This window comes from Arthrobacter sp. 05N425 (genome assembly GCF_056397125.1).
In genome coordinates this window covers 77855-97777 of sequence record NZ_JBFTMU010000014.1, presented here as the reverse complement: position 1 = coordinate 97777, position 19923 = coordinate 77855, and the positions used below count along the sequence as shown (strand labels likewise).

Annotated in this window: 15 protein-coding genes and 1 pseudogene; 10 read left to right on the top strand and 6 right to left on the bottom strand. The window is 70.4% G+C overall.

The window, feature by feature from the left end; genetic code table 11:
- Positions 1-176 precede the first annotated feature (176 nt).
- The 5 genes from AC1DGE_RS14705 to AC1DGE_RS14685 all read left to right on the top strand — a co-directional run bounded on the left by AC1DGE_RS14705 (position 177) and on the right by AC1DGE_RS14685 (position 8498).
- Positions 177-839, top strand: coding sequence for a hypothetical protein (locus AC1DGE_RS14705; protein WP_476917683.1), 663 nt, complete (start codon positions 177-179; stop codon positions 837-839).
- Between the two features lie 222 nt (positions 840-1061).
- Entirely contained in the window at positions 1062-1739 is a 678-nt protein-coding gene (locus AC1DGE_RS14700) for a YcnI family copper-binding membrane protein (RefSeq protein WP_476917723.1), read from the top strand.
- Between the two features lie 103 nt (positions 1740-1842).
- Positions 1843-2505, top strand: a complete 663-nt coding sequence (locus AC1DGE_RS14695) for a DUF4232 domain-containing protein (RefSeq protein ID WP_476892839.1) — start codon at positions 1843-1845, stop codon at positions 2503-2505.
- Between the two features lie 94 nt (positions 2506-2599).
- Positions 2600-7669, top strand: coding sequence for an Lhr family helicase (locus tag AC1DGE_RS14690; RefSeq protein ID WP_476917682.1), 5070 nt, complete (start codon positions 2600-2602; stop codon positions 7667-7669).
- Positions 7662-8498 carry a DNA-formamidopyrimidine glycosylase family protein gene (locus AC1DGE_RS14685; protein ID WP_441418978.1) on the top strand — a complete coding sequence of 279 codons (837 nt, stop codon included), beginning with the start codon at positions 7662-7664 and terminating at the stop codon, positions 8496-8498. Before AC1DGE_RS14690 ends, AC1DGE_RS14685 begins: the two co-directional genes overlap by 8 nt.
- 43 nt (positions 8499-8541) lie before the next feature.
- On the opposite strand, the gene yczE is transcribed toward AC1DGE_RS14685, so the two are convergent.
- Complete coding sequence (gene yczE / locus AC1DGE_RS14680; RefSeq protein ID WP_476917681.1) at positions 8542-9222, bottom strand: membrane protein YczE; 681 nt, start codon at positions 9220-9222, stop codon at positions 8542-8544.
- Between the two features lie 61 nt (positions 9223-9283).
- On the opposite strand from yczE, the gene yczR reads away from it, so the two are divergent.
- Positions 9284-10804, top strand: coding sequence for a MocR-like transcription factor YczR (gene yczR / locus AC1DGE_RS14675; protein ID WP_476892842.1), 1521 nt, complete (start codon positions 9284-9286; stop codon positions 10802-10804).
- Positions 10805-10830: 26 nt separating this feature from the next.
- Here yczR and AC1DGE_RS14670 read toward each other — a convergent pair.
- Together AC1DGE_RS14670 and AC1DGE_RS14665 are read right to left on the bottom strand one after the other, a co-directional pair.
- Positions 10831-11505 (bottom strand): annotated as a pseudogene (locus AC1DGE_RS14670) (SRPBCC family protein); the annotation flags it as partial.
- On the bottom strand, positions 11498-12190 hold the full coding sequence (locus AC1DGE_RS14665; protein WP_476917680.1) for a helix-turn-helix domain-containing protein: 693 nt from the start codon (positions 12188-12190) through the stop codon (positions 11498-11500). The gene AC1DGE_RS14665 and the pseudogene AC1DGE_RS14670, both read right to left, overlap by 8 nt.
- Before the next feature lie 183 nt (positions 12191-12373).
- On the opposite strand from AC1DGE_RS14665, the gene AC1DGE_RS14660 reads away from it, so the two are divergent.
- Together AC1DGE_RS14660 and AC1DGE_RS14655 are read left to right on the top strand one after the other, a co-directional pair.
- A complete protein-coding gene (locus AC1DGE_RS14660; protein WP_476917722.1) occupies positions 12374-13309 on the top strand; it encodes a pseudouridine synthase in 936 nt (311 codons plus the stop codon).
- A 43-nt stretch (positions 13310-13352) separates the two neighbouring features.
- Positions 13353-13997 (top strand): DedA family protein, encoded by a 645-nt coding sequence (locus AC1DGE_RS14655; protein WP_441418973.1) that lies wholly within the window; start codon positions 13353-13355, stop codon positions 13995-13997.
- Between the two features lie 78 nt (positions 13998-14075).
- Here the strand turns inward: AC1DGE_RS14655 and AC1DGE_RS14650 are convergent, their stop codons facing one another.
- The 3 genes from AC1DGE_RS14650 to AC1DGE_RS14640 form a co-directional block, all read right to left on the bottom strand.
- Positions 14076-14381 (bottom strand): hypothetical protein, encoded by a 306-nt coding sequence (locus AC1DGE_RS14650; RefSeq protein WP_476917679.1) that lies wholly within the window; start codon positions 14379-14381, stop codon positions 14076-14078.
- A gap of 42 nt (positions 14382-14423) precedes the next feature.
- The gene (gene ppc / locus AC1DGE_RS14645; protein ID WP_476917678.1) at positions 14424-17243 is read right to left on the bottom strand and encodes a phosphoenolpyruvate carboxylase; all 2820 of its coding nucleotides are present in this window, start codon (positions 17241-17243) and stop codon (positions 14424-14426) included.
- 242 nt (positions 17244-17485) lie between these two features.
- On the bottom strand, positions 17486-18166 hold the full coding sequence (locus AC1DGE_RS14640; protein WP_441418971.1) for an NADPH-dependent F420 reductase: 681 nt from the start codon (positions 18164-18166) through the stop codon (positions 17486-17488).
- 209 nt (positions 18167-18375) lie between these two features.
- Here AC1DGE_RS14640 and AC1DGE_RS14635 point away from each other — a divergent pair, with 209 nt between their 5' ends.
- Both AC1DGE_RS14635 and AC1DGE_RS14630 read left to right on the top strand, forming a co-directional pair.
- The gene (locus tag AC1DGE_RS14635) at positions 18376-19011 is read left to right on the top strand and encodes a TetR/AcrR family transcriptional regulator (RefSeq protein WP_476917677.1); all 636 of its coding nucleotides are present in this window, start codon (positions 18376-18378) and stop codon (positions 19009-19011) included.
- A 79-nt stretch (positions 19012-19090) separates the two neighbouring features.
- On the top strand, positions 19091-19918 hold the full coding sequence (locus tag AC1DGE_RS14630; RefSeq protein WP_441418969.1) for a DUF1684 domain-containing protein: 828 nt from the start codon (positions 19091-19093) through the stop codon (positions 19916-19918).
- Positions 19919-19923: the final 5 nt, after the last annotated feature.

Sequence of the window (19923 nt, the reverse complement as noted above, 5' to 3'; positions counted from 1 at the left end):
ACCCGCCGGAAGTCATGACAACGACACCCCGGTCCCCGGACCGGGGTGTCCGCTTCGTAGCAGACAGTCTTTTTTCGTAGCCCTGTAGAAATCGCCGCTAGAATCAAGGGACAACCCGCTGCCGGCAGGACGCCCGCGGGAGCAACCATGACCGCCGCCGGTGAAGGGAGTGTTCCATGCGCACCGCCGCCAGAGCACCCTTCCACGCGTTGCGCTCGGCCATCGTCGCCACGACGATCGTGACGCTCGCCGCCGCAGCGCACGTTGTCGCCGGAGGCCAGCTTCCCGCCCCCGCCATCCTGTTCGCTTTCCTGGCCCTCACCGGACTGGTTTCCACCACGGCCACCAGGCTGAAGCTCAACCTGCCCGCGATGACCGGCCTGCTCGGCGCGGGGCAGGTGGTGCTGCATGAGGCTTTCGCCGCGTTCAGCACGCCGGCCGGCTGGACAGGGTCAGGGTCAGGGTCAGGGCCAGCGTCCGGCACCGTAATCGGCGGAATTGCCGCGCCGGCGCACCACGCGGGCCTGGCCACGATTCCGGTCCCGGCGGACCACCTCCGGCTCCACGAGCTGGACTCCGCCTTGGCCCTGTCCATGCTCGCCGGCCACGCCCTGGCAACCGTTGCCTGCGCCCTGATCCTGGCCAAGGGCGAGGATGCGCTCTGGTCACTCGCCGCGTGGCTCCGCCCGCTCGTCCAGCTCCCCGCGGCGGTCTTGCCGCGTCCGGCCCTCACGCGCGTCCTGCCGCGCCGGTCCGTCGGCGCCGTCCCGCTGCCGTGGCGCAACCTCCGGCGCGATTGCCGCCGCGGGCCGCCCGCCGTCGTCGTCTTTTCCTCCTAACTTTCCTTCCGGCTGCGGCCGTTCCTGCCCGCAAAGTCTCCGTGCCCCCGGCACGGCGGGCAGCTGCCCCGCGCCTCCCCCGTTTCCGCGCGCCGCATTGAGTGCCGCACTGAGTGCCGCGCGCACGCCTGAAAGGCACCTGTTTTGACCACCACACAGCGACACACCGCCCTCCGCCGCACCCTCTCCGGCACCGCAACCGCCGGAGCCACCGCCGCCCTGATGCTCGCCGGCATCAGCGGCGCCTCGGCCCACGTCGGCGTCTCCCCGGACAAGACCACCGCTAACTCCTATGCCCTGCTGTCCTTCGCCATCCCGCACGGCTGCGCGGAATCCGCCACCACCAAGGTGGCCATCACCCTGCCGCCGGAGCTCGACGACGCCCAGCCCACCGTGAACCCCAACTGGACGGCGGCCAAGGTCACCGAAAAGCTGGCGGCGCCGAAGAAGCTGGCCGACGGCTCATCGATCACCAAGCGCACCAGCCAGATCGTCTACACCGCCAAGGCGCCGCTGAGCCCGGAGCTCCGCGACGCGCTGGTGCTGTCGGTGAAGCTGCCGGATACTGCCGGAAAGACCCTCTATTTCCCGACCCTGCAGAGCTGCGAAGTCGGCCGGGTGGACTGGTCGCAGGTCCCGGCAGCGGGCCAGGACGCCGATGCGCTGAAGTCCCCGGCGCCGTCGCTGACGGTGAGCGCCGCGGCAGCCGCCACGGAGGCGGACGGGCATGACGCACACGGCGCCGAGCCGGCGGGGTCCTCCCCCGCGGCCCGCGCGGCCGCGACAAACGACGACGGCGGCCAGGCCAGAAGCTGGGCGGGCCTCGTCGCTGGCGTCGGTGGCCTGGTCCTGGGCGGCATCGCCCTGCTCCGCAGCCGCAAGCCAGCACCCGCGAAGTAACGCACCCCCGGTTGATGCCCGGAAATCACAATCCGGGCATCAATCCGGGCCCTTCGTCGTGGCGTCGTTGACTAAGGCAACCGTGGAACATCAAAGTTGTGCCATGAGGCCTCAGCAGATGAAGAACAAACTGGTAATTACTTCCGTGACGGCGGCCGCCGCGGTTGCGCTGCTGCTCAGCGGCTGCGGCCAAAGCCAGCCCCAAAGCCAGTCCCAGGGCGCCACGACCGCCACGTCGCCGTCGGCCTCCGCCAGCGAGACGGCTTCCGCCAGCCCTGCCACGACGGCGTCCGGCGGAACTGCTACGGCATCGCCCGCAACTGCCACCACATCCACCGCGACCGGTCCTGCCCTCTGCAAGGCCGCCAACCTCAAGGGGTCCCTCGACGCCCGGGGCGGGGGCGCGGCCGGAAGCGTCTATATGCAGCTGATCCTGAAGAACTCCGGCGCTGAGCCGTGCCTGTTGAAGGGCTTCGCCGGAGTATCGCTCACCGCCGGCGCCAGCGGCGCCCCCATCGGTGCCGCGGCGACACGCGACGACTCGGCGCCCGTTGCCGACGTGCTGCTCGCCCCGGGCAAGTCCGGAAAAGCCACCCTGCGCTACACGCAGGCCGGCAACTACCCCAGCTGCACCCACACCCCGGCTGCCGGCTTCCGGGTGTACCCGCCGGAAGACACGGCGTCGCTGTTCATCGCCGCACCCAAGGACGCCTGCCGCGAGTCGGCGATCAAGCTCCTGACCGTCTCGGCCTTCACCGCGATGTAGCGTCCGCCCCAGGGCACCGCCGGACCCCATCAACGGACCCCACCGCCAAATCGCGCCGCAAAATAGTGTCGGTGCCTTAAGGCATGATGGAGGAATGAAGGGGCAGGAGCTCGCCGGCGGCACACTTGCGGCCGAGGCCATGGACCGGTTCAGCCGGCCGACCCGGGAGTGGTTCCTGGGCGCTTTCTCCGCGCCCACGCCGGCGCAGAACGGCGCCTGGAATGCCATTTCCTCAGGAGCGCACGCCCTGGTGGTGGCGCCGACCGGCTCCGGCAAGACCCTCGCGGCGTTCCTCTGGGCACTGGACCGGCTGCTGGTCTCCGCACCGCCGGCCCCCGAGGAACTTCCCGGACTGCCCGGGCTGGATGCCGCGGCCGCCAAGGGGCGGCGGAAGGCTCCGAAGCGGAAAACCCGTGTGCTGTATATCTCCCCGCTCAAGGCGCTGGGCGTCGACGTCGAACGCAACCTGCGCGCGCCGCTGATCGGCATCACCCAGACCGCCAAGCGCCTCGGCCTGCCCGCGCCGCTGATCACGGTGGGGGTCCGCTCCGGGGACACGACGGCGGCGGACCGACGCTCGCTGCTCAGCCACCCGCCGGACATCCTGATCACCACCCCCGAGTCCCTCTTCCTGATGCTCACCTCCAAGGCGCGCGAGACCCTTGACGAGGTGGACACCATCATCGTCGATGAGGTCCACGCCGTGGCCGGCACCAAGCGCGGCGCGCACCTGGCCGTCTCGCTGGAACGCCTCGACGCGCTGCTGCCCAAACCGGCCCAGCGGATCGGGCTCTCCGCGACGGTGGAACCGAAGGAACTCGTGGCGCAGTTCCTGGCGGGCTCCGCACCGGTCGAGATCGTCGCGCCGCCGTCCAAGAAGACCTGGGACCTGACCGTCTCCGTCCCGGTCGAGGACATGTCCGATCTCCAGGGCGCCGCCGGGGCCTTCGACTCGGGGCCGGCGTCCGGGCTGCAGCCGCACGCGTCGATCTGGCCGCACGTCGAGGAGAAGATCGTGGACCTGGTGCTGGCCAACCAGTCCACCATCGTGTTCGCGAACTCCCGCCGGCTCGCGGAACGGCTCACCGCCCGGCTCAACGAGATCTACGCCGAGCGCCAGCTGATGGCCGAAGGCGGCGGCTGGGACGAGGCAGCCGGCGGTGCGGCGGGGCCGGACGGTTCGCTGCCCGCCTCGACCGCGACGCCGGCGCACATGATGGCCCAGGCCGGCAGCACCGCGGGCGCCGACCCGGTCCTGGCCCGGGCACACCACGGGTCCGTGTCGAAGGACCAGCGCGCCATGATTGAAGACGACCTGAAATCCGGCCGGCTGCGCTGCGTTGTGGCCACCTCCTCGCTGGAACTCGGCATCGACATGGGCGCGGTGGACCTCGTGGTGCAGGTCGAGTCGCCGCCCTCGGTGGCCAGCGGGCTGCAGCGGGTGGGCCGGGCCGGCCACCAGGTCGGCGAGATCTCCCAGGGAGTGCTCTTCCCCAAGCATCGGGCGGACCTTGTCCACACGGCCATCACCGTGGAACGCATGCTGGACGGCAAGATCGAACGGCTCTACGTCCCGGCCAACCCGCTGGACATCCTCGCCCAGCAGACCGTTGCCGCGACCGCGCTCGGCGCGATCGACGTCGAGGAGTGGTTCGCCACCGTCCGCCGCTCCGCACCTTTCGCCTCGCTCCCGCGCTCCGCGTTCGAGGCTACGCTGGACCTGCTGGCCGGACGCTATCCGTCCGACGAATTCGCCGAATTGCGGCCCAGGATTGTCTGGGACCGCAACGCCGGCACCATCGAAGGACGCCCCGGCTCGCAGCGGCTGGCCGTGACCTCCGGCGGCACCATCCCGGACCGCGGCATGTTCGGGGTGTACATCATCGGCACGGAGGTGGAGGGCACCGGCTCCCCCGGCGGCACCGGCGACGGCAAGGCCGCGGGCCAGGCGTCCACCGCCAAGGGCGGCCGCCGGGTGGGTGAACTCGACGAGGAGATGGTCTACGAATCCCGCGTTGGCGACATCTTTGCCCTCGGCGCTACCAGCTGGAAGATCGAGGACATCACGCACGACCGCGTCCTTGTCTCCCCCGCCTTCGGCCAGCCGGGCAAGTTGCCGTTCTGGCGGGGCGACTCGCTCGGCCGGCCGGTGGACCTGGGCCGGGCCCTCGGCGCGTTCATGCGCGAACTTTCGGCGTCCGACGTCGGTCCGGCCACCGAGCGCTGCAAGGCCACCGGCCTGGACGACTTCGCCGCCAACAACCTGATCCAGTACCTCGCCGAGCAGAAGCTCGCCACCGAGGTGGTCCCCAGCGACACGACCCTCGTGGTCGAGCGCTTCCACGACGAGCTCGGCGACTGGCGGGTGGTGCTGCACAGCCCCTTCGGCATGCCGGTGCACGCGCCGTGGGCCCTCGCCGTGGGCCAGCGGCTGCAACAGCGCTACGGGATGGACGGCTCCGCGATGGCCGCCGACGACGGCATCGTGCTGCGGGTGCCGATGATGGAGGACGAACCGCCCGGCGCCGAACTGTTCCTCTTCGAGCCCGAGGAGCTGGAACAGATTGTCACCGCAGAGGTCGGCGGCAGCGCTCTGTTTGCCTCCCGTTTCCGGGAGTGCGCCGCCCGCGCCCTGTTGCTGCCCCGGCAGACCCCCGGAAAGCGGCAGCCGCTCTGGCAGCAGCGGCAACGCTCGGCCCAGCTGCTGGACGTCGCCCGGAAGTACCCGACCTTCCCGATCGTGCTCGAAACCGTGCGCGAATGCCTGCAGGACGTCTACGACCTTCCGGCTCTGAAGGACATTGCCGCCTCGATCGAGCGGCGCGAACTGCGGATCCTGCAGACCACCACGCAGCAGCCCTCGCCGTTCGCGAAGTCCCTGCTCTTTGGCTACGTGGCGCAGTTCCTCTACGAGGGCGATTCGCCGCTGGCCGAGCGCCGGGCCGCCGCCCTGGCGCTGGATTCCACCCTGCTCAACGAACTGCTGGGCCGGGTGGAGTTGCGCGAACTGCTCGACGCGAAGGTCATCGAGGCCACCGAGCTTGAACTCCAGCGCCTCGCGCCGGACCGCCGAATGCGCGGGCTGGAGGGCGTGGCCGACCTGCTCCGGTTGCTGGGCCCGCTCACCCCCGACGAAGTCGCCGCCCGGCTGGAGGCCGAGATCCAGCCCGCCGCAACCAAGGCCGCGTCCGGAACGGAGCTTGCCGACGCTGCAGCAGGAGAGGGCGCCGTCGACGGCGTGCCCGATGCGGGGCCGGAGCCCGCCAAAATCGCGGCGGGCAGCCCCGAGGCCGCGGCGCATCTGGCCGCGCTACAGCGGGCCAACCGTGCGATCAAGGTCAACATCGGCGGCGCCGAGCGGTTCGCCGCTGTCGAGGACGCCGCCAGGCTACGCGATGCCCTCGGTGTTCCATTGCCGATGGGCGTGCCGCTGGCGTTCATCGAACCCGTCGCGGACCCGTTGGGCGACCTCGTTTCGCGGTACGCCCGGACTCACGGGCCATTTACCGCCGCCGAGGCCGCCGCCCGGCTGGGACTCGGCGTCGCCGTCGTCGGCACGGCGCTCAAGCGGCTGGCCGCGGATGGGCGCGCCGTCGAGGGCGAGTTCCGGCCCCACGTCACGGCACCGGAAAGCGGGTCAGCCAAGGAGACGGCGGACGCGCCTGCACCGACGGCTCCGGCGACCCCGGCGACCCCGGCGATCGTTATGCCTTCGGCAGGCGCCAGCGAATGGTGCGACGCCGAGGTGCTCCGCAAGCTCCGCCGCCGCTCCCTGGCCGCGCTGCGCGCCGAGGTCGAGCCCGTGGATATGTCCGCCTACGGGCGGTTCCTCCCGGCCTGGCAAAACGTACGGACACCCGGCGCCCGGGGGCAGTCGGCGCTGCGCGGGCTGGACGGCATCATCACCGCCATCGACCAGCTCTCCGGCGTGCCGATTCCGGCTTCCGCCTGGGAACCGCTGGTCCTGGCCAGCCGCGTCTCCAACTACCAGCCGGCCATGCTCGACGAGCTCATGGCCGCCGGCGAGGTCCTCTGGTCCGGAGCCGGCTCACTGCCCGGCAACGACGGCTGGGTAAGCCTGCACCTGGCCGATTCCGCCGAACTGACGCTGAACCCGGCCCTGGACTTCGAACCCGGCGACGCGCAGCAGCGGCTCCTGGACCACCTGCGGAACAACGGCGGCGGTTACTTCTTCCGGCAGCTAACCGACATTGCCGGCGGGATGGATTCGGTGCTCAGCGACCAGGACGTCGTGTCCGCACTCTGGGATTTGGCCTGGGCGGGCCGGATCACCGGCGATACATTCGCTCCGGTCCGGGCGCTGATCGCGGGCGGGCACACCGCGCACCGGCAGGTCGGGCGCGCCCCGCGGGCCCGTGCGCCCAGGCTCAGCCGGCTGGGACGCGCCCACGGGACCGGCCTGCTCGGATCGCCGGGCCTTACCGGCGGCCGTTACGGCTCCGTCAGCGGCGCCGCCCCCACGCCTCCCCTGGCTGCGGGGCGCTGGTCCGCACTCCCGGCCCCCGAACTCGACGCCACCATCCACGCCCGCGCCACCGCCGAACTCCTGCTCGACCGGTACGGCGTGGTCACCCGCGGATCGGTCATGGCGGAGAACATCCTGGGCGGCTTCGGCCTGATGTACAAGGTGCTGGCCCGGCTCGAGGAAGCCGGGCGCTGCCGCCGCGGCTACTTCATTGAGCACCTCGGCGCAGCCCAGTTCGCCGTGCCGGCCACCGTGGACCGGCTGCGCTCCTACGTCGAGGACGCCCAGCTGAACAAGACCGAGCCGGTCGCCCTGGCACTCGCCGCCACGGACCCCGCGAACCCGTACGGGGCCGCGCTGCCGTGGCCGGCCGTGAATGAGGAGGCAGGCACCGGCCACCGGCCGGGCCGGAAGGCAGGTGCCCTGGTGGTGCTGGTCGACGGAGCCCTGGTCCTCTACGTCGAACGCGGCGGGAAGACCCTGCTGGCGTTCAGCACCGACGCCGAAGTCCTGGCCGCCGCCGGCGCAGCCCTCGTGGGTGTCGTGACCCGGGGCGCCGTCGACAAGCTCATCATGGAAAAGGTCAACGGCCACGGCATCCTGGACACCCCCGTTGCCGCCGCCCTGGCCCAAGCCGGCGCCTACTCCACCCCGAAGGGACTGAGGATCCGTGCCTGAGGGCGATTCCGTTTTCCGCGCTGCGGCGCAGCTGCACGCCGCGCTGGCCGGCAAGGAGTTGCTGGCGTCCGATTTCCGGGTGCCGCGCTTCGCCACGCTGAAGCTGGGCGGCTGGACCGTCCAGGAGGTCGTCCCCCGCGGCAAGCACCTGCTGATGCGCGTGACGGGACCGGCCCCGAAGGACCGGCTCACTATCCACTCACACTTGAAGATGGAGGGGAACTGGCAGGTCTATCCCCCCGGCGGGCGCTGGCGCAAGCCCGGTTTCACCGCCCGCTGTGTGCTCCGCACGGCGTCGGCGGACGCCGTCGGATTTTCGCTCGGGCTGCTGGAGGTCATCCCGACGGCGGAGGAGGCCAGCGTCGTGGGCCACCTCGGACCGGATCTGCTCGGCCCGGACTGGGACATGGCGGAAGCCGAACGCCGCCTGCTCGCGGCACCCGAGGTGCCGATCGGCGTCGCGCTCCTGGACCAGCGCAATCTGGCCGGCATCGGCAACATCTACCGCTGCGAGGCGTGTTTCCTGTCCGGCGTCCACCCGGCGTCGCCGGTCTCGGCGGTCCCGGACCTGGCGGCGATGATCACCGACGCGAAGGTCCTGCTGACAGCCAACCTCGGCCCGGGCCGCCGCGTCACGGTGCTCAACGCTCGCGGCGTCCCGGTCGGCCGGACGGCGGGGCGGCCGGGCTACTGGGTGTACCGGCGGGAGCACCAGCCCTGCCTCAAATGCGGCACCCCCATCCGGCGCGGCGTCCTGGCCAAGGCCACCGGCACCGAGGAACGGGACATCTACTTCTGCCCCAGCTGCCAGCCCCTGCTCGGAGCCTGACGCGGCCGGCCGGGTGCGCGGCCGCCAGGCTCCGTCCGTGGATCTAGGTGGCCGGTGTCGAGGCCCCGGCCACGGCCGCTTCCGCTTCGGGCTGGTCGTCCGCAGCGGGCAGGACCTCTCCGGGGGACTTCAGCTCGGCGGACTTCAGCTCGCGGACGGTGAATCGCGGCAGCAGGAGCTGGACCAGGGGTCCGATGGCCAGCGCATAGAGCACGGTCCCCACGCCGACCGAGCCGCCCAGCAGCCAACCGGCGCCCAGCACCACCACCTCGATGCCGGTCCGCGCGCCCCGCACCGGCCAGCCGGTGCGCCGTGCAAGTCCGGTCATCAGGCCGTCCCGCGCTCCGGGCCCCAGGCGGGCACCGATGTACAGGGCGGAGGCCACGCCGTTGAGCAGGACGGCCCCGATCAGGAGCGCGACCTGGCCACCCAGGTGCGAGAACTTGGGGATCAGCGCCAGCCCGAGGTCGGCGAAGACCCCCACCAGCACGGCGTTGCTGACGGTGCCGACCCCGGGCCACTGCCGGAGCGGGATCCACAGCAGCAGGACCAGGAAACTGACGATGATCACCACGGTGCCAAGACTCAGCCCGGTCCTGCCGGCGAGTCCCTGGTGGAAGACGTCCCACGGCGCTGTGCCCAGGCTGGCGCGGATGACCATGGCGAGCGAAACGCCGTACAGGGCTAGGCCGATCAGGAGCTGGAGGAGTCTGCGCGTCATCATGGCCACCATCCTGCCGGAAAACTGGCCTTGTAATCCATAGCCAGTTTGGAATACTGGCTTTATGTCCGGCTCCCTGAATCCGAGTTCCCTCACCCGCCTGCTGGGTAAGTGGAACGTCGGCGCCTCGCCCGCCTACCGCGAGCTGGCCGACGTCGTCCGCCTGCTCATCCTCGACGGCCGGATCCCGCTCGATGTGGCACTGCCCAGCGAGCGGTCGCTGGCAGCCACCCTCGGCATCAGCCGCACCACCGTGACCGCGGCCTACGCCCTGCTGCGCGAGCAGGGCTTCCTCAGCAGCGGCCAGGGCAGCCGGAGCCGGAGCTGCATCCCGAGCCACGGCCCGGCCCATCCCGGCGGGAACGACGGCGGCCTGCGGCTCAGCGGCGCCCCCGGGCTGGCGGTTCCCGACGGGATCCTCGACCTGGCCTACGCCTCGCTGCCAGCCAGCGGCGAAGTGGTGCACCGGGCGTTTGCCGCCGCACTGACGGAGCTGCCGGCGCTGCTGCCCGGCTTCGGGTACGACGCGCTCGGCGTGGGTCCGCTCCGGGAGGCGATTGCGGCCCGCTACACGGCGGCCGGGGTGCCCACCACCGCCGGGCAGATCCTGGTCACCTCCGGCGCGCAGCACGCCCTGAACATCGTGCTCCGGACCCTCGCCGGGCGGTCCGGGAAGGTGCTCGTGGAACATCCGAGCTACCCGAATGCCCTCGACGCGATCCGGGCCGCGGGCTGCCGCCCGGTGACGGTGGCCATGCCCGCGGCCCACGGCGGCGGCGCCCACACGGAGCACGCCCGCGCCGGGGGCCAGGCAGGCTGGGACCTGGAGGCGATGGAATCGGCGCTGCTGCAGCAGCGGCCGTCGATGGCCTACGTGGTGCCGGACTTCCACAACCCCACCGGCCGGCTCATGCCCGACGCCCAGCGGCGCCGCCTGGTAGCGGCCGCCGTGGCGTCAGGCACCGTGCTGGTGGCAGACGAGACGCTGCGGGAGCTGAACCTCGACGGCGCCAGCTCCACTCCGATGGCCGCGTTCGGGCCGGCGGTGGTGTCCCTGGGATCGCTCAGCAAGTCGCACTGGGCGGGGCTGCGCACCGGCTGGATCCGTGCCAGCGAGCCCCTGATCCAGCGCTTCGCCGCGGCGCGGACCACACTGGACCTGGGCGGTCCAGTGGTGGAGCAGCTCGCCGCGGCGCACCTGGTCAATGACCTGGCCGAGCCGCTGCCCGCCCGGCTCGCCGCGCTGCGCGGAAACCGGGATTGCCTGCTGGACCTGATCCGCGGGCATCTTCCGGACTGGGAGCCGGAGCGGCCCGTTGGCGGATTGTCGGTCTGGTGCCGTCTTCCCGCGCCCGTCAGTACCGCTCTGGCGGTGCTCGCCCCGGACTTCGGCATCCGCCTCGCGGCGGGACCCAGGTTCGGCGTCGGCGGCGCCTTCGAGTACTACCTGCGGCTGCCGTTCACCCTGCCGCCGGAGCAGCTCGAGTCAGCGGTGCTGGCCCTGCGCGCGGCCCAGGACCGGCTGGACCGCTCCCCGCAGCTGCGCCGGAACCTCCCCGCCCAGCCCGCCGCGGCCATCGCCTGACCCGGCCCCCGGCCCGTTTCGACGGTTAGGAATCCGGCCCAGGCGTTCGACGTCGCCCCGGTGTCCCCGCTGCCGCTGAAGTCGTGCACGGTCATGCCCACCGGCGCCCCGAAGTTGTTGCGGCCGAAGAAGCGGTACATCGCGTCGGCGGTCCGCAGGCCGAGGAAGTTTTCGTTGGCAAAGTCCACTTCGCCGGCCAGGTGCCCGACGCCGTCGACGTCCAGCTCCACCCCGTCGCCGGGGGCCGACCCGGCGACGCCGAGGGCCTTCTTGAGCCGGTCGAAGCCGTCCGGGACCTGGGACGCGGCCGGCGCCTGGATGTCCGTGAAGACGACGGGCCGGCCGTTGAAGTGCTGCAGGTACTGGCCCAGGGTGTGGAGGTAGAAGGCCGTGTGTTTGCTGGCGCCGTCGTACTGCTCATCCCAGTTGTCTGCAAAAATGCCGCTGTGGACGTAGTGGAGCCGCGCCCGGCCGCCGTCTAGCGGTTCCAGTACGTGCTCCAGCTGGTTGAACCAGCCGTCCGGGCCGTCCATCCGGGTGACCAGATGCGAGGGGTACTCGTCCACAGTACGCACCGCGGGCCACTGGTCCGTGGGGAACATCCAGGCGGGGGTGTCCTTGGTGACGGCCTCCCACACCTGTTCGGGCGTGCCGGGCAGTTCGGTGTCGTAAACGATCTCGAATTCGCGCTTGTCAGTCATTGTCCTGCTCCTTGGCTTGGGTGGTTGTGTCTTTCGGGGTTGCGTGGGTTGTTGTGCGTGCCGTCGCCTTCAGCGAGGGATGGAGTGCGACGACGAGCCGGTGCCTGCGTCCGGCCGGTCGGGCTGCCGGGGACTCTGGCGAGCCGTCCGCCGGGACGCCGCTGCCGCCGTCGTGATACTTGTCCACGAGCCGGGTCACCGCGACGCCGAGCTCTTCGGCGAAGGCCGCCCGGTCGGCCGCGGACCGGAAAGTGACCTCGCCGTCGATCGCGAAGGTGGCGAGTTTTTGCCTGGCCGCGGTGGCCCCGGCGATCAGCTGGCCCATTTCCTGGACCATGCGGGCCGCGAGCGCCAGCAGCCAGAACGCAGAGAAGCGGTCCGAGAACCGGTGCGGGTCCGGGGCCACGGAGGCAAGCGCCGCCGGCGAAATCAGGTACGACGCCGCCGTCGCCCGCAGGATGCGTTCGGTGACGTTGCCGCGCCTGCGCTCCTCGATGAGTTCGACCAGCCCATGCCGCTCGAGGGCTTTCAGGTGGTAATTCACTTTCTGCCGCGGCAGGCCCACCTTCGCGGCCAGCTGTGTTGCCGATCCTGGCTCGGCCAGCTCGCGCAGGATGCGGGTCCGGATCGGATCCAAGGATGTCTCCGCCGCGGCCGGGTCTTCGATCACTTCGATGTCCAACATGCTCCAAGCTTGGTTGCCGACAGTTTTATTTGTCAAGAAATTTTTTGTCGTCGGCCCCGTCTCGACGGTTCCCTGCCGATTCGGTGCTTGGAAACGTCGAGCGGGCACGGAACCGTCGAAAGGGCGGGCGGGGCACGGCGGGCAAGCGGGGCGGCGGGGCGGGCAAAGTAGAATGGACCGGTGATGCAATCCCCCCTGCCCGTGCGTGACGGCGTGAACGCGACCCGCCTGCGGCTGCCGGACGAGGGGCCGTGGGACACCGCCATGGACTACATGATGCACCGCTGGGGGCACATCGACCCGCAGGGCATCGAGGACCGTTTCGACGCCGGCGAGATCGTGGGCGAGGCCGGCGTACCGCTGGACCGCACCACCCCGCTGCAGCGCCACACCTTCATCTGGTACTACCGTTCACTGCCCCCCGAGACCCGCATCCCGGTGGAACTGAACATCCTGCACCAGGACGAGCACCTCCTGGTCGTGGACAAGCCGCACTTTCTGCCCACCACCCMGGGCGGCACCTACATCCAGGAGTCGGCCCTGGTGCGCCTGCGGAACCAGCTGCGGCTGCCGGACCTGATCCCGATGCACCGCCTGGACCGCATGACGGCCGGCATCCTGCTGCTCTCCACCAACCCCGAGACCCGCGGGAAATACCAGGTGCTCTTCGAGAAGCGCCAGGTTCAGAAGGAATACGAGTGCGTGTCCGCCGCGGAGCCCGCCCCGGGGCACCCCGCCGTCGACTTCCCGGTAGTCGTGCGCAACAGGATGACCAAGTCCCGCAGCTACCTGCTCGCCGAGGTCATCGAGGGCGTGCCCAACGCCGAGACCCGGATCGAGCGGTTGCGCACCTTTGACGCACCCGACGCCGCCGCCCCGCGCCGTGCGCTCTACCGGCTGGAGCCGCACTCGGGGAAGACGCACCAACTCCGCGTGCACATGGCGTCGCTGGGACTCGGGATTGTGAACGACGCGTTCTATCCCGAGCTGCTGGACAAGGCGCCGGACGACTACGCCAAACCGCTTCAGCTCCTGGCCCGCGGCATCCGCTTCGTGGACCCCATCTCGGGCAGCCCGGTGGAGTACCGCAGCCGGCTCGAACTTTCCGAAGCCCACTAGCGCCAACCACTGATCCCCGCCGGATATGCGGTAACTTGTGCCCATGGACCTGGCCAATGCGGACACCTGGGGAGCCGCGATCTATTTCTGGATCATCCCCGTGGTCCTCGGCGACGCCATCTTCCCGCCGGTCCCCTCCGAGATGGTGGTCATCACCGCCGGAGCCCTGTCTGCCGACGGCCGGGCCAACGTTTTCCTGGTGGCAATTCTCGCCGCCCTGGCCTCCTGGCTGGGGGACATCATGGTCTTCCAGCTCTTCAAGCGCCGCCTCAGCCACGTGCTGGACCGGTGGAGCTGGGGCCGCAGGTTCCACAGCGGCGTGCACCTGGCCATCGCTCGGGCCGGACGATCGTCGACCTACGGGGCCATCATCGGCATCCGCTTCATCCCGGGCGGCCGACTTGCCACCACGGCCGCGGCGGGGATCGCCAACGTGTCCACCCGCGGTTTCAGTTTCTGCGCGGCGCTGGGCGGCAGCCTGTGGGCGGTCTGGTCGGTGGGCCTGGGGTACATCACAGGTTCGGCCACCAAGCTGCCGTTCTGGGCGAGCTCGCTGATCGGAGTGGGCCTTGGGCTGGTGATCGGCGCCGTCGTCGGGGTGGTCGTCACCCGCCGCCGCGGCAACCGCTCCCCCGTGGTGCAACCCGGCTCCCCCGAGGCGGACCCCGACGCGGAGCTGGACTTCTAGACCGGCACTTCCGCTCCCGCCTAGGCCCGCGCTGCTGGGCCCCGCGCTGCTGGGTCCGCGCTGCTGGGCCCCGCGCGGCTACACCGGCGCCCAGCGTCCCCGGTTGCGCCGCAGCACGGTCAGGTTCCCGGTCACCGCCACGCGTTCGACGGCGTCACGCATCATGGCGGCCGACTCCAGCGCCTGGCTGTTCTCCGCGGCGTAGGCCGTGGCGTCCACCAGGAAGCGGAGGTTCAGCTGCGGGACGCCGCCGGCGAGTTCCAGCTGGTTGGACTCCACGTGGTGCCGCGTCCCGAGCGCCTCCACGGCAGCCGCCATCACGGCTTCCGGCGGGGTGCCCGGCTTGAGTCCGGTGATTTTGAGTCTGGTCTGGAACGACGGCATGGAACAACCCTAGCCGGACGCGCCCCGGAGCCGGGGCGCGGACTACCCGGTGTTGCGCAGGCCCGCCGCGACGCCGTTGACGGTGATCAGCATGGCCCGCTGGAGGCGTTCGTCGATCTCGGCGTTGGGCGTGCCCTCCCCTGCCGCGGCCTCGGCGCGGACGCGGCGCAGCAGCTCCACCTGCAGGTAACTGATCGGGTCCAGATACTGGTCCCGGATCTCGAGCGAGCGCTTGAGCGTGGGCTGCGCGTCGAGCAGCAGGTCCTCCCCCGTCAGGTTCTGGATCTCGGCCACGGTCAGCTCGTATTCGGCGCGGATGGCGTGGAACAGGTGGTGCAGCTCGGCCGGCACCAGGGTCGAAACGTAGTAGCCGGCAATGTCCATGTCCGTCTTGGCGAGCGTCATTTCGACGTTGGAGAGCACCGAGCGGAAGAAGTGCCAGCCGTCCATCATCTCCACGAGCTGGGCCGAGTTGCCTGCCTCGCGCGCAGCCTTAAGTCCGGAGCCGACGCCGAACCAGCCCGGCACGATCTGCCGCGACTGGGTCCAGCCAAAGACCCACGGAATGGCCCGCAGCCCCTCGAGGCCCGCACCGGAATCGGGGCGCTTGGACGGGCGGGAACCGATGTTCAGCGAGCCCAGCTGCTCCACCGGGGTGGAGGCCATGAAGTAGGCCGGCAGGTCCGGATCGTCAATCAGGGTCCGGTAGCGGGCAAATGCCGCATCGGAGATGGTCTCCATGACGTGGCCGTAACGCTCGCGCTGGTCCTCCGAGGTGCGCGGGGTACGGTGCAGCGCCGATCCCTGCAGCACCGCGGCGAGGGAGAGCTCCAGGTTCTCGCGCGCGAGCTCGGGCAGCGAGTACTTGTCCGAGATGACCTCGCCCTGCTCGGTGAACTTGATCTCGCCTTCGAGCACGCCGTTGGGCTGGGCCATGATCGCGTCGTAGGTCGGGCCGCCGCCGCGGCCCACCGAGCCGCCGCGGCCGTGGAAGAGCCGCACCCGGACGCCGTGCTTGGCCGCGACGTCGCGCAGCTTGCGCTGTGTCTTGTGGATTTCCCACTGGCTCGTCATCACGCCGGATTCCTTATTGGAGTCCGAATAGCCGAGCATAATTTCCTGCACGTCGCCGCGCAGCCGGACCAGCTCGCGGTAGGACGCATCCGAGAGCAGCGCGTCCACGATCTCGGCCGAGGCGCGCAGCTCCTCCACGGTTTCCAGCAGCGGGGCAAAGCCGATCTTGGCATAGGGCGCCTCGCCGAAAAGGTTCACCAGCCCGGCCTCGCGGGCCAGCACGGCCGCGGCCAGGACGTCATCCGCGCCGCGGGTCATGGAAATGATGTACGTCTCGATCACGTCCGGGCCGTAGGTGCGCAGGGCGCGGCGGATCTCACGGAAGACGTCGTACGTGCCGTCCGCGACGCCGTCGAGCTTAATCGGGTGGCCGGAGAGCGGGCGGCGGGAGGCAAGCTCGGAGCCGAGCACTTCGAGCCGTTCGGCGCGGCTCAGTTCGGCGTAGCGCACGCCGGGGCCGCCGAGGCGGTCCATCAGCTGCCCGACGGCGTCGTGGTGGTGGTCGGCGTGTTCGCGGATGTCCAGCGTCGCGAGGTGCAGCCCGAAGGAGGCGATCGCGCGCCGGACGCGGGCCAGCGCACCGTCGGCGGCAAGGCCGGCGTGGTGGTTCCGCAGCGAGACCTCGAGCAGGCCCAGTTCGGCCAGGAGCTCCGCGGTGGCGGCGTAGTCGCGGCCGGGCTCGTGGGCCGAGCCGGCGGCGACCCGGCGGCCGGTGTTGAGCAGCTTGGCTTTGATGCAGGTGAGCTTGAGCCGGTACGGTTCCTGCGCGTTGAGCTCCAGGACGCGGCGGTCCAGTCCGGGCAGGTTCCCCAGGTCGACGTCGATCGAGTCCAGCAGCGCCTGGTCCGCCCCCGCCAGCGCGGTCGAGTTGGACAGGATGGAGATGAGCCCGTCGATCAGGCCGATGCTGATCCGGACGGCGTGCTGGTTCTGGATCTGCAGGATTTCGCGGGTGACGCCGGCGGTGACGTTGGGGTTGCCGTCCCGGTCACCGCCGATCCAGGAGCCGAAGCGGATCGGCGCCTTCGTGACGGGCAGGGTGACGCCGTGCTCGCCGAGGAGTTCGGACAGGTCCGAGAGCATCTCCGGCATGGCGTCGCCGAGGATCCCGGTGAGGTAGTAGATCGCGTTCCGGGCCTCATCCACAGGGGTGGGCCGGACCTGGCGGAGCTCGTCGGTCTGCCACATCTGGTCGATCACCTCGGCCAGCTGGCGGTCCTGGCGGCGGCGGGCCGAGGTGCCCTCCCGGGTGGATTCGGCCAGCACGTCGGAAAGCCGGCGGATCTTGTCCAGCACCGAACGGCGGGATGCTTCGGTGGGGTGCGCGGTGAAGATGGGCCGGACGTCGAGTTCATCCACGACATCCTGCAGCACGGCGGATCCGGCCTGTTCGGCGATTTCCTCGACGGCCTTGGCCAGCCAGCCGTCCTTTTCCTGCCGGCTCCGCAACCCGCGGACCCGGTGGACCTGCTCGGCGGCGTTGGCCAGGTGGAAGTAGAACGCGAAGGCCCGGACCAGGTCGGTTGCCTGCTCAAGCGGCAGCGAGCCGAGCAGTTCGCGGACCTGGGCGACGACGTCGTACGAGCTCCACGGCCCGGTGGCATCGGCGCCGCCCCGGGCGGCCTCCTTCGATTCCTTGGTCAGCAGCCGGACCTGCTCGACGAGGTCGAGGAGCTCGGGGCCGTGCTGGCGGACCAGGGATTCGCCGAGGAGGGTGGACACCCGGCGGACGTCGGCGCGCAGTTCGGAGGCGAGGTCCGTACCGGAAGTCAATGCAGTGTCAGCCATGGAAACAATCTTTCGAGGGTTCGACTTGGCTCGTACACTGCGCTGGATACTGTGAGCCGGGTTACTTGTACCCATGGGATGTTACCCGGCTCACGCTCACGCGGGGAATCCGTCTCAGATAGTGTCGGGACCCTTGACGACGGCCGCTGCACCCAACTAACTCGCAGTTGTTGCCGTTTTCAGCGCTCAAAACGGCAACAACTGCGAGCCAGTTCGGCTGGACCCGGCGGGGCCCGGCGGTCTTAGCGGGCGATCTTGAAGTTGAAGTCCGCGTTTCCGAAGGCACCCCAGAGCCGCAGCCAGATCGGCAGGAGCATTTCCGTGCCGCGGGCCGTCGTGATGTCGCCCAGGTCGATGATGTCGCGGTGGCCCAGGTCCGCCAGCAGCCCCGCCACCACCGTCTTGGCGTCCGCGTCGTTGCCGGAGACGAACACCGAGTGGTCACCGCCGGCCACGCTGGCCGGGTCAACCATGATCCCGGCGTTCATCGTGTTGAGCGTCTTGACTACCCGCGCGTCCGGGAAGGCGCGCTGGATCTGCTCGCCGAGGCTGTCGGTGTTCACCGGGTTCAGCGACGGCGGGAAGCCCTGGGAGAAGTCGAGCGGGTTGGCGATGTCGACGATGACCTTGCCGGCCAGGTTGGCGGCGCCGGCGGCGGCCAGCGCATCGAGGGAACCGGTGCCGTTGGTGGCGTTGACAACGATCTCGCTGCCGGCGGCGGCCTCGGCGAAGGTGGTCAGGGAAATTTCGCCGTGCTCCGCGTGCCACTGGGCAAACGGGACGCCGCCCATCGGTCCCGCCTCGGTCCGGGCCAGCGTGGCCTGCGGATCGCGGGTTCCGATGACGACGTCGTGGCCGAGCTTTGCCAGGGCGCCTGCGACGGCGGGGCCGACCGTGCCGGTGCCGAATACTGCAATTTTCATGGGGACCTCATTCGGTAGGACTTTTTCGGATCATTGGGGGTAGACAAGTCCGTCTACCGCTGGGCGAGACGCTACCAGACAGAACTGTCTACGGCAAGCGTCCCGTCGGCGGACTGTGACTTGGGAGCGGCCTCGGCTGGCTCCGCCGGCCGCCCCGTCAGACGGCCCCGGACCGCGCCCGGACAGACTGGTCTGTGTACCATGAAGTTATGACGCCGACAGCAGCCACCGCACCAATCGCCGTCGGGCCGCGCAGTGTCCGGACGCCGGCAGGGCAGGCCAAGGACAAGATCCTGGCGACGGCCTTCCGGCTCTTCTACGCGCAGGGACTCCGGGCGGCCGGCATCGACACGATCATCGCCGAATCCGGCGTCGCGAAGGCCACCTTCTACAAGTACTTCCCGGCCAAGGATGACCTGATCCTGGCCTATCTGGAACAGGTTGACGGGGTCTGGACCGGGCAGCTGCACGCCGCCGCCGAAGCCGCCGGGCCGGACGCCGCGGATCAACTCGTGGGCCTGTTCGACGCGCTCTCCACCGCCTGCCGCCGGGACGGCTACCGCGGCTGCGCCTTCATCAACGCCGCGGCCGAGTCGGCCTCCGGCACCCGGGTGCATGAACGGACGGTCGCCCACAAACAGCACATCCTGGCGTGGATTCGGGACCTGGCGGAGCAGGCCGGCGCCCAGGATCCGGACGGACTGGCCCGCAGCCTGACCCTCGTCCTCGACGGCGGCCTGGCCAGCGGTGTGCTCGACGCCGACCCCGCCGCTGCCGCCGCCGCCCGCACCACCGCGGCCCAACTGGTTGCGGCCGCCCTGACCAACCCGCCCACCCCCAACTGACAGACAGTTGTTGCCGTTTTGAGCCCTCAGAACGACAACAACTGCGAGCTAGTTGGGCTGATACCCGCAGAGGTGCCCTTTGACCGCCGCCCCGTCCCCCACTGACGCACAACTCGCCCGCTGGCAGCGCTTCCGCAAGAACCGCAACGAGGCCCTCGCCAGTGACTACGGCTGGCTCACCCTGACCTCCTTCCAGTGGCTGCCGGAGAGCCCGGCCGCCGTCGAACTCGTCCCCGGCCTCTGGTCCACGGACGGGACGACGGCGTTCCTTACCGCAGCCGCGGCCGACGGGCTGACCCTGGTGGAGACCGGCGAGCCCGTGGACGGGACCATCAGCGCGGCGCTTAGCAATGAAGAGTCGCTGCTGTGGGTCCAGTTCGGCGGAACGGACGGCCGGCAGGTCAGGGTGGAGCTCGCCATGCGGGCCAACAGATACGCGCTGCGCACCCGGGATTCGAAGTCGCCGGTGTTCACCGGGTTCGACGGCGTACCCACCTTTGATTACCGGCCGGACCTGGTCATCGAGGCGCGGTTTACGCCCTATCCCGAGCCGGTGGACGTGCCCATCGGGACCGCCAACCCGCTGGTGGACGGCGTGCACCGTTCCGTCGGCGAGCTCGTGTTCCGGCTCCCCGGCCAGGAGCATGAGTGCCACCTGCAGGCCGAGGAGGAGAAACTCGGCGCCCTCACCGTCACGTTCCACGACGAGACCAATGGAGACACGACGGACGAATGGCGCAAGGTCTCCACGGCCCGGCCGCGGCCGGACAACACCGTGATCCTGGACTTCAACCGGGCCATCAACTACCCCAGCGCCTTCACCCCGTACGGCACCTGCCCCATGCCGGTGAAGAACAACAGCCTGGACTACCGGATCGAGGCCGGCGAAAAGCAGCCCTTCGCCTAGCAGGG

Excerpts from the sequence above, each read along its gene's own strand:
- yczR (WP_476892842.1), top strand. The coding sequence starts at position 9,284 with ATGTCCGGCTCCCTGAATCCGAGTTCCCTCACCCGCCTGCTGGGTAAG.
- ppc (WP_476917678.1), bottom strand. The coding sequence starts at position 17,243 with ATGGCTGACACTGCATTGACTTCCGGTACGGACCTCGCCTCCGAACTG.
- AC1DGE_RS14655 (WP_441418973.1), top strand. The coding sequence starts at position 13,353 with ATGGACCTGGCCAATGCGGACACCTGGGGAGCCGCGATCTATTTCTGG.
- AC1DGE_RS14700 (WP_476917723.1), top strand. The coding sequence starts at position 1,062 with ATGCTCGCCGGCATCAGCGGCGCCTCGGCCCACGTCGGCGTCTCCCCG.
- AC1DGE_RS14665 (WP_476917680.1), bottom strand. The coding sequence starts at position 12,190 with ATGTTGGACATCGAAGTGATCGAAGACCCGGCCGCGGCGGAGACATCC.
- AC1DGE_RS14650 (WP_476917679.1), bottom strand. The coding sequence starts at position 14,381 with ATGCCGTCGTTCCAGACCAGACTCAAAATCACCGGACTCAAGCCGGGC.
- AC1DGE_RS14635 (WP_476917677.1), top strand. The coding sequence starts at position 18,376 with ATGACGCCGACAGCAGCCACCGCACCAATCGCCGTCGGGCCGCGCAGT.
- AC1DGE_RS14705 (WP_476917683.1), top strand. The coding sequence starts at position 177 with ATGCGCACCGCCGCCAGAGCACCCTTCCACGCGTTGCGCTCGGCCATC.
- AC1DGE_RS14690 (WP_476917682.1), top strand. The coding sequence starts at position 2,600 with ATGAAGGGGCAGGAGCTCGCCGGCGGCACACTTGCGGCCGAGGCCATG.
- yczE (WP_476917681.1), bottom strand. The coding sequence starts at position 9,222 with ATGATGACGCGCAGACTCCTCCAGCTCCTGATCGGCCTAGCCCTGTAC.
- AC1DGE_RS14695 (WP_476892839.1), top strand. The coding sequence starts at position 1,843 with ATGAGGCCTCAGCAGATGAAGAACAAACTGGTAATTACTTCCGTGACG.
- AC1DGE_RS14640 (WP_441418971.1), bottom strand. The coding sequence starts at position 18,166 with ATGAAAATTGCAGTATTCGGCACCGGCACGGTCGGCCCCGCCGTCGCA.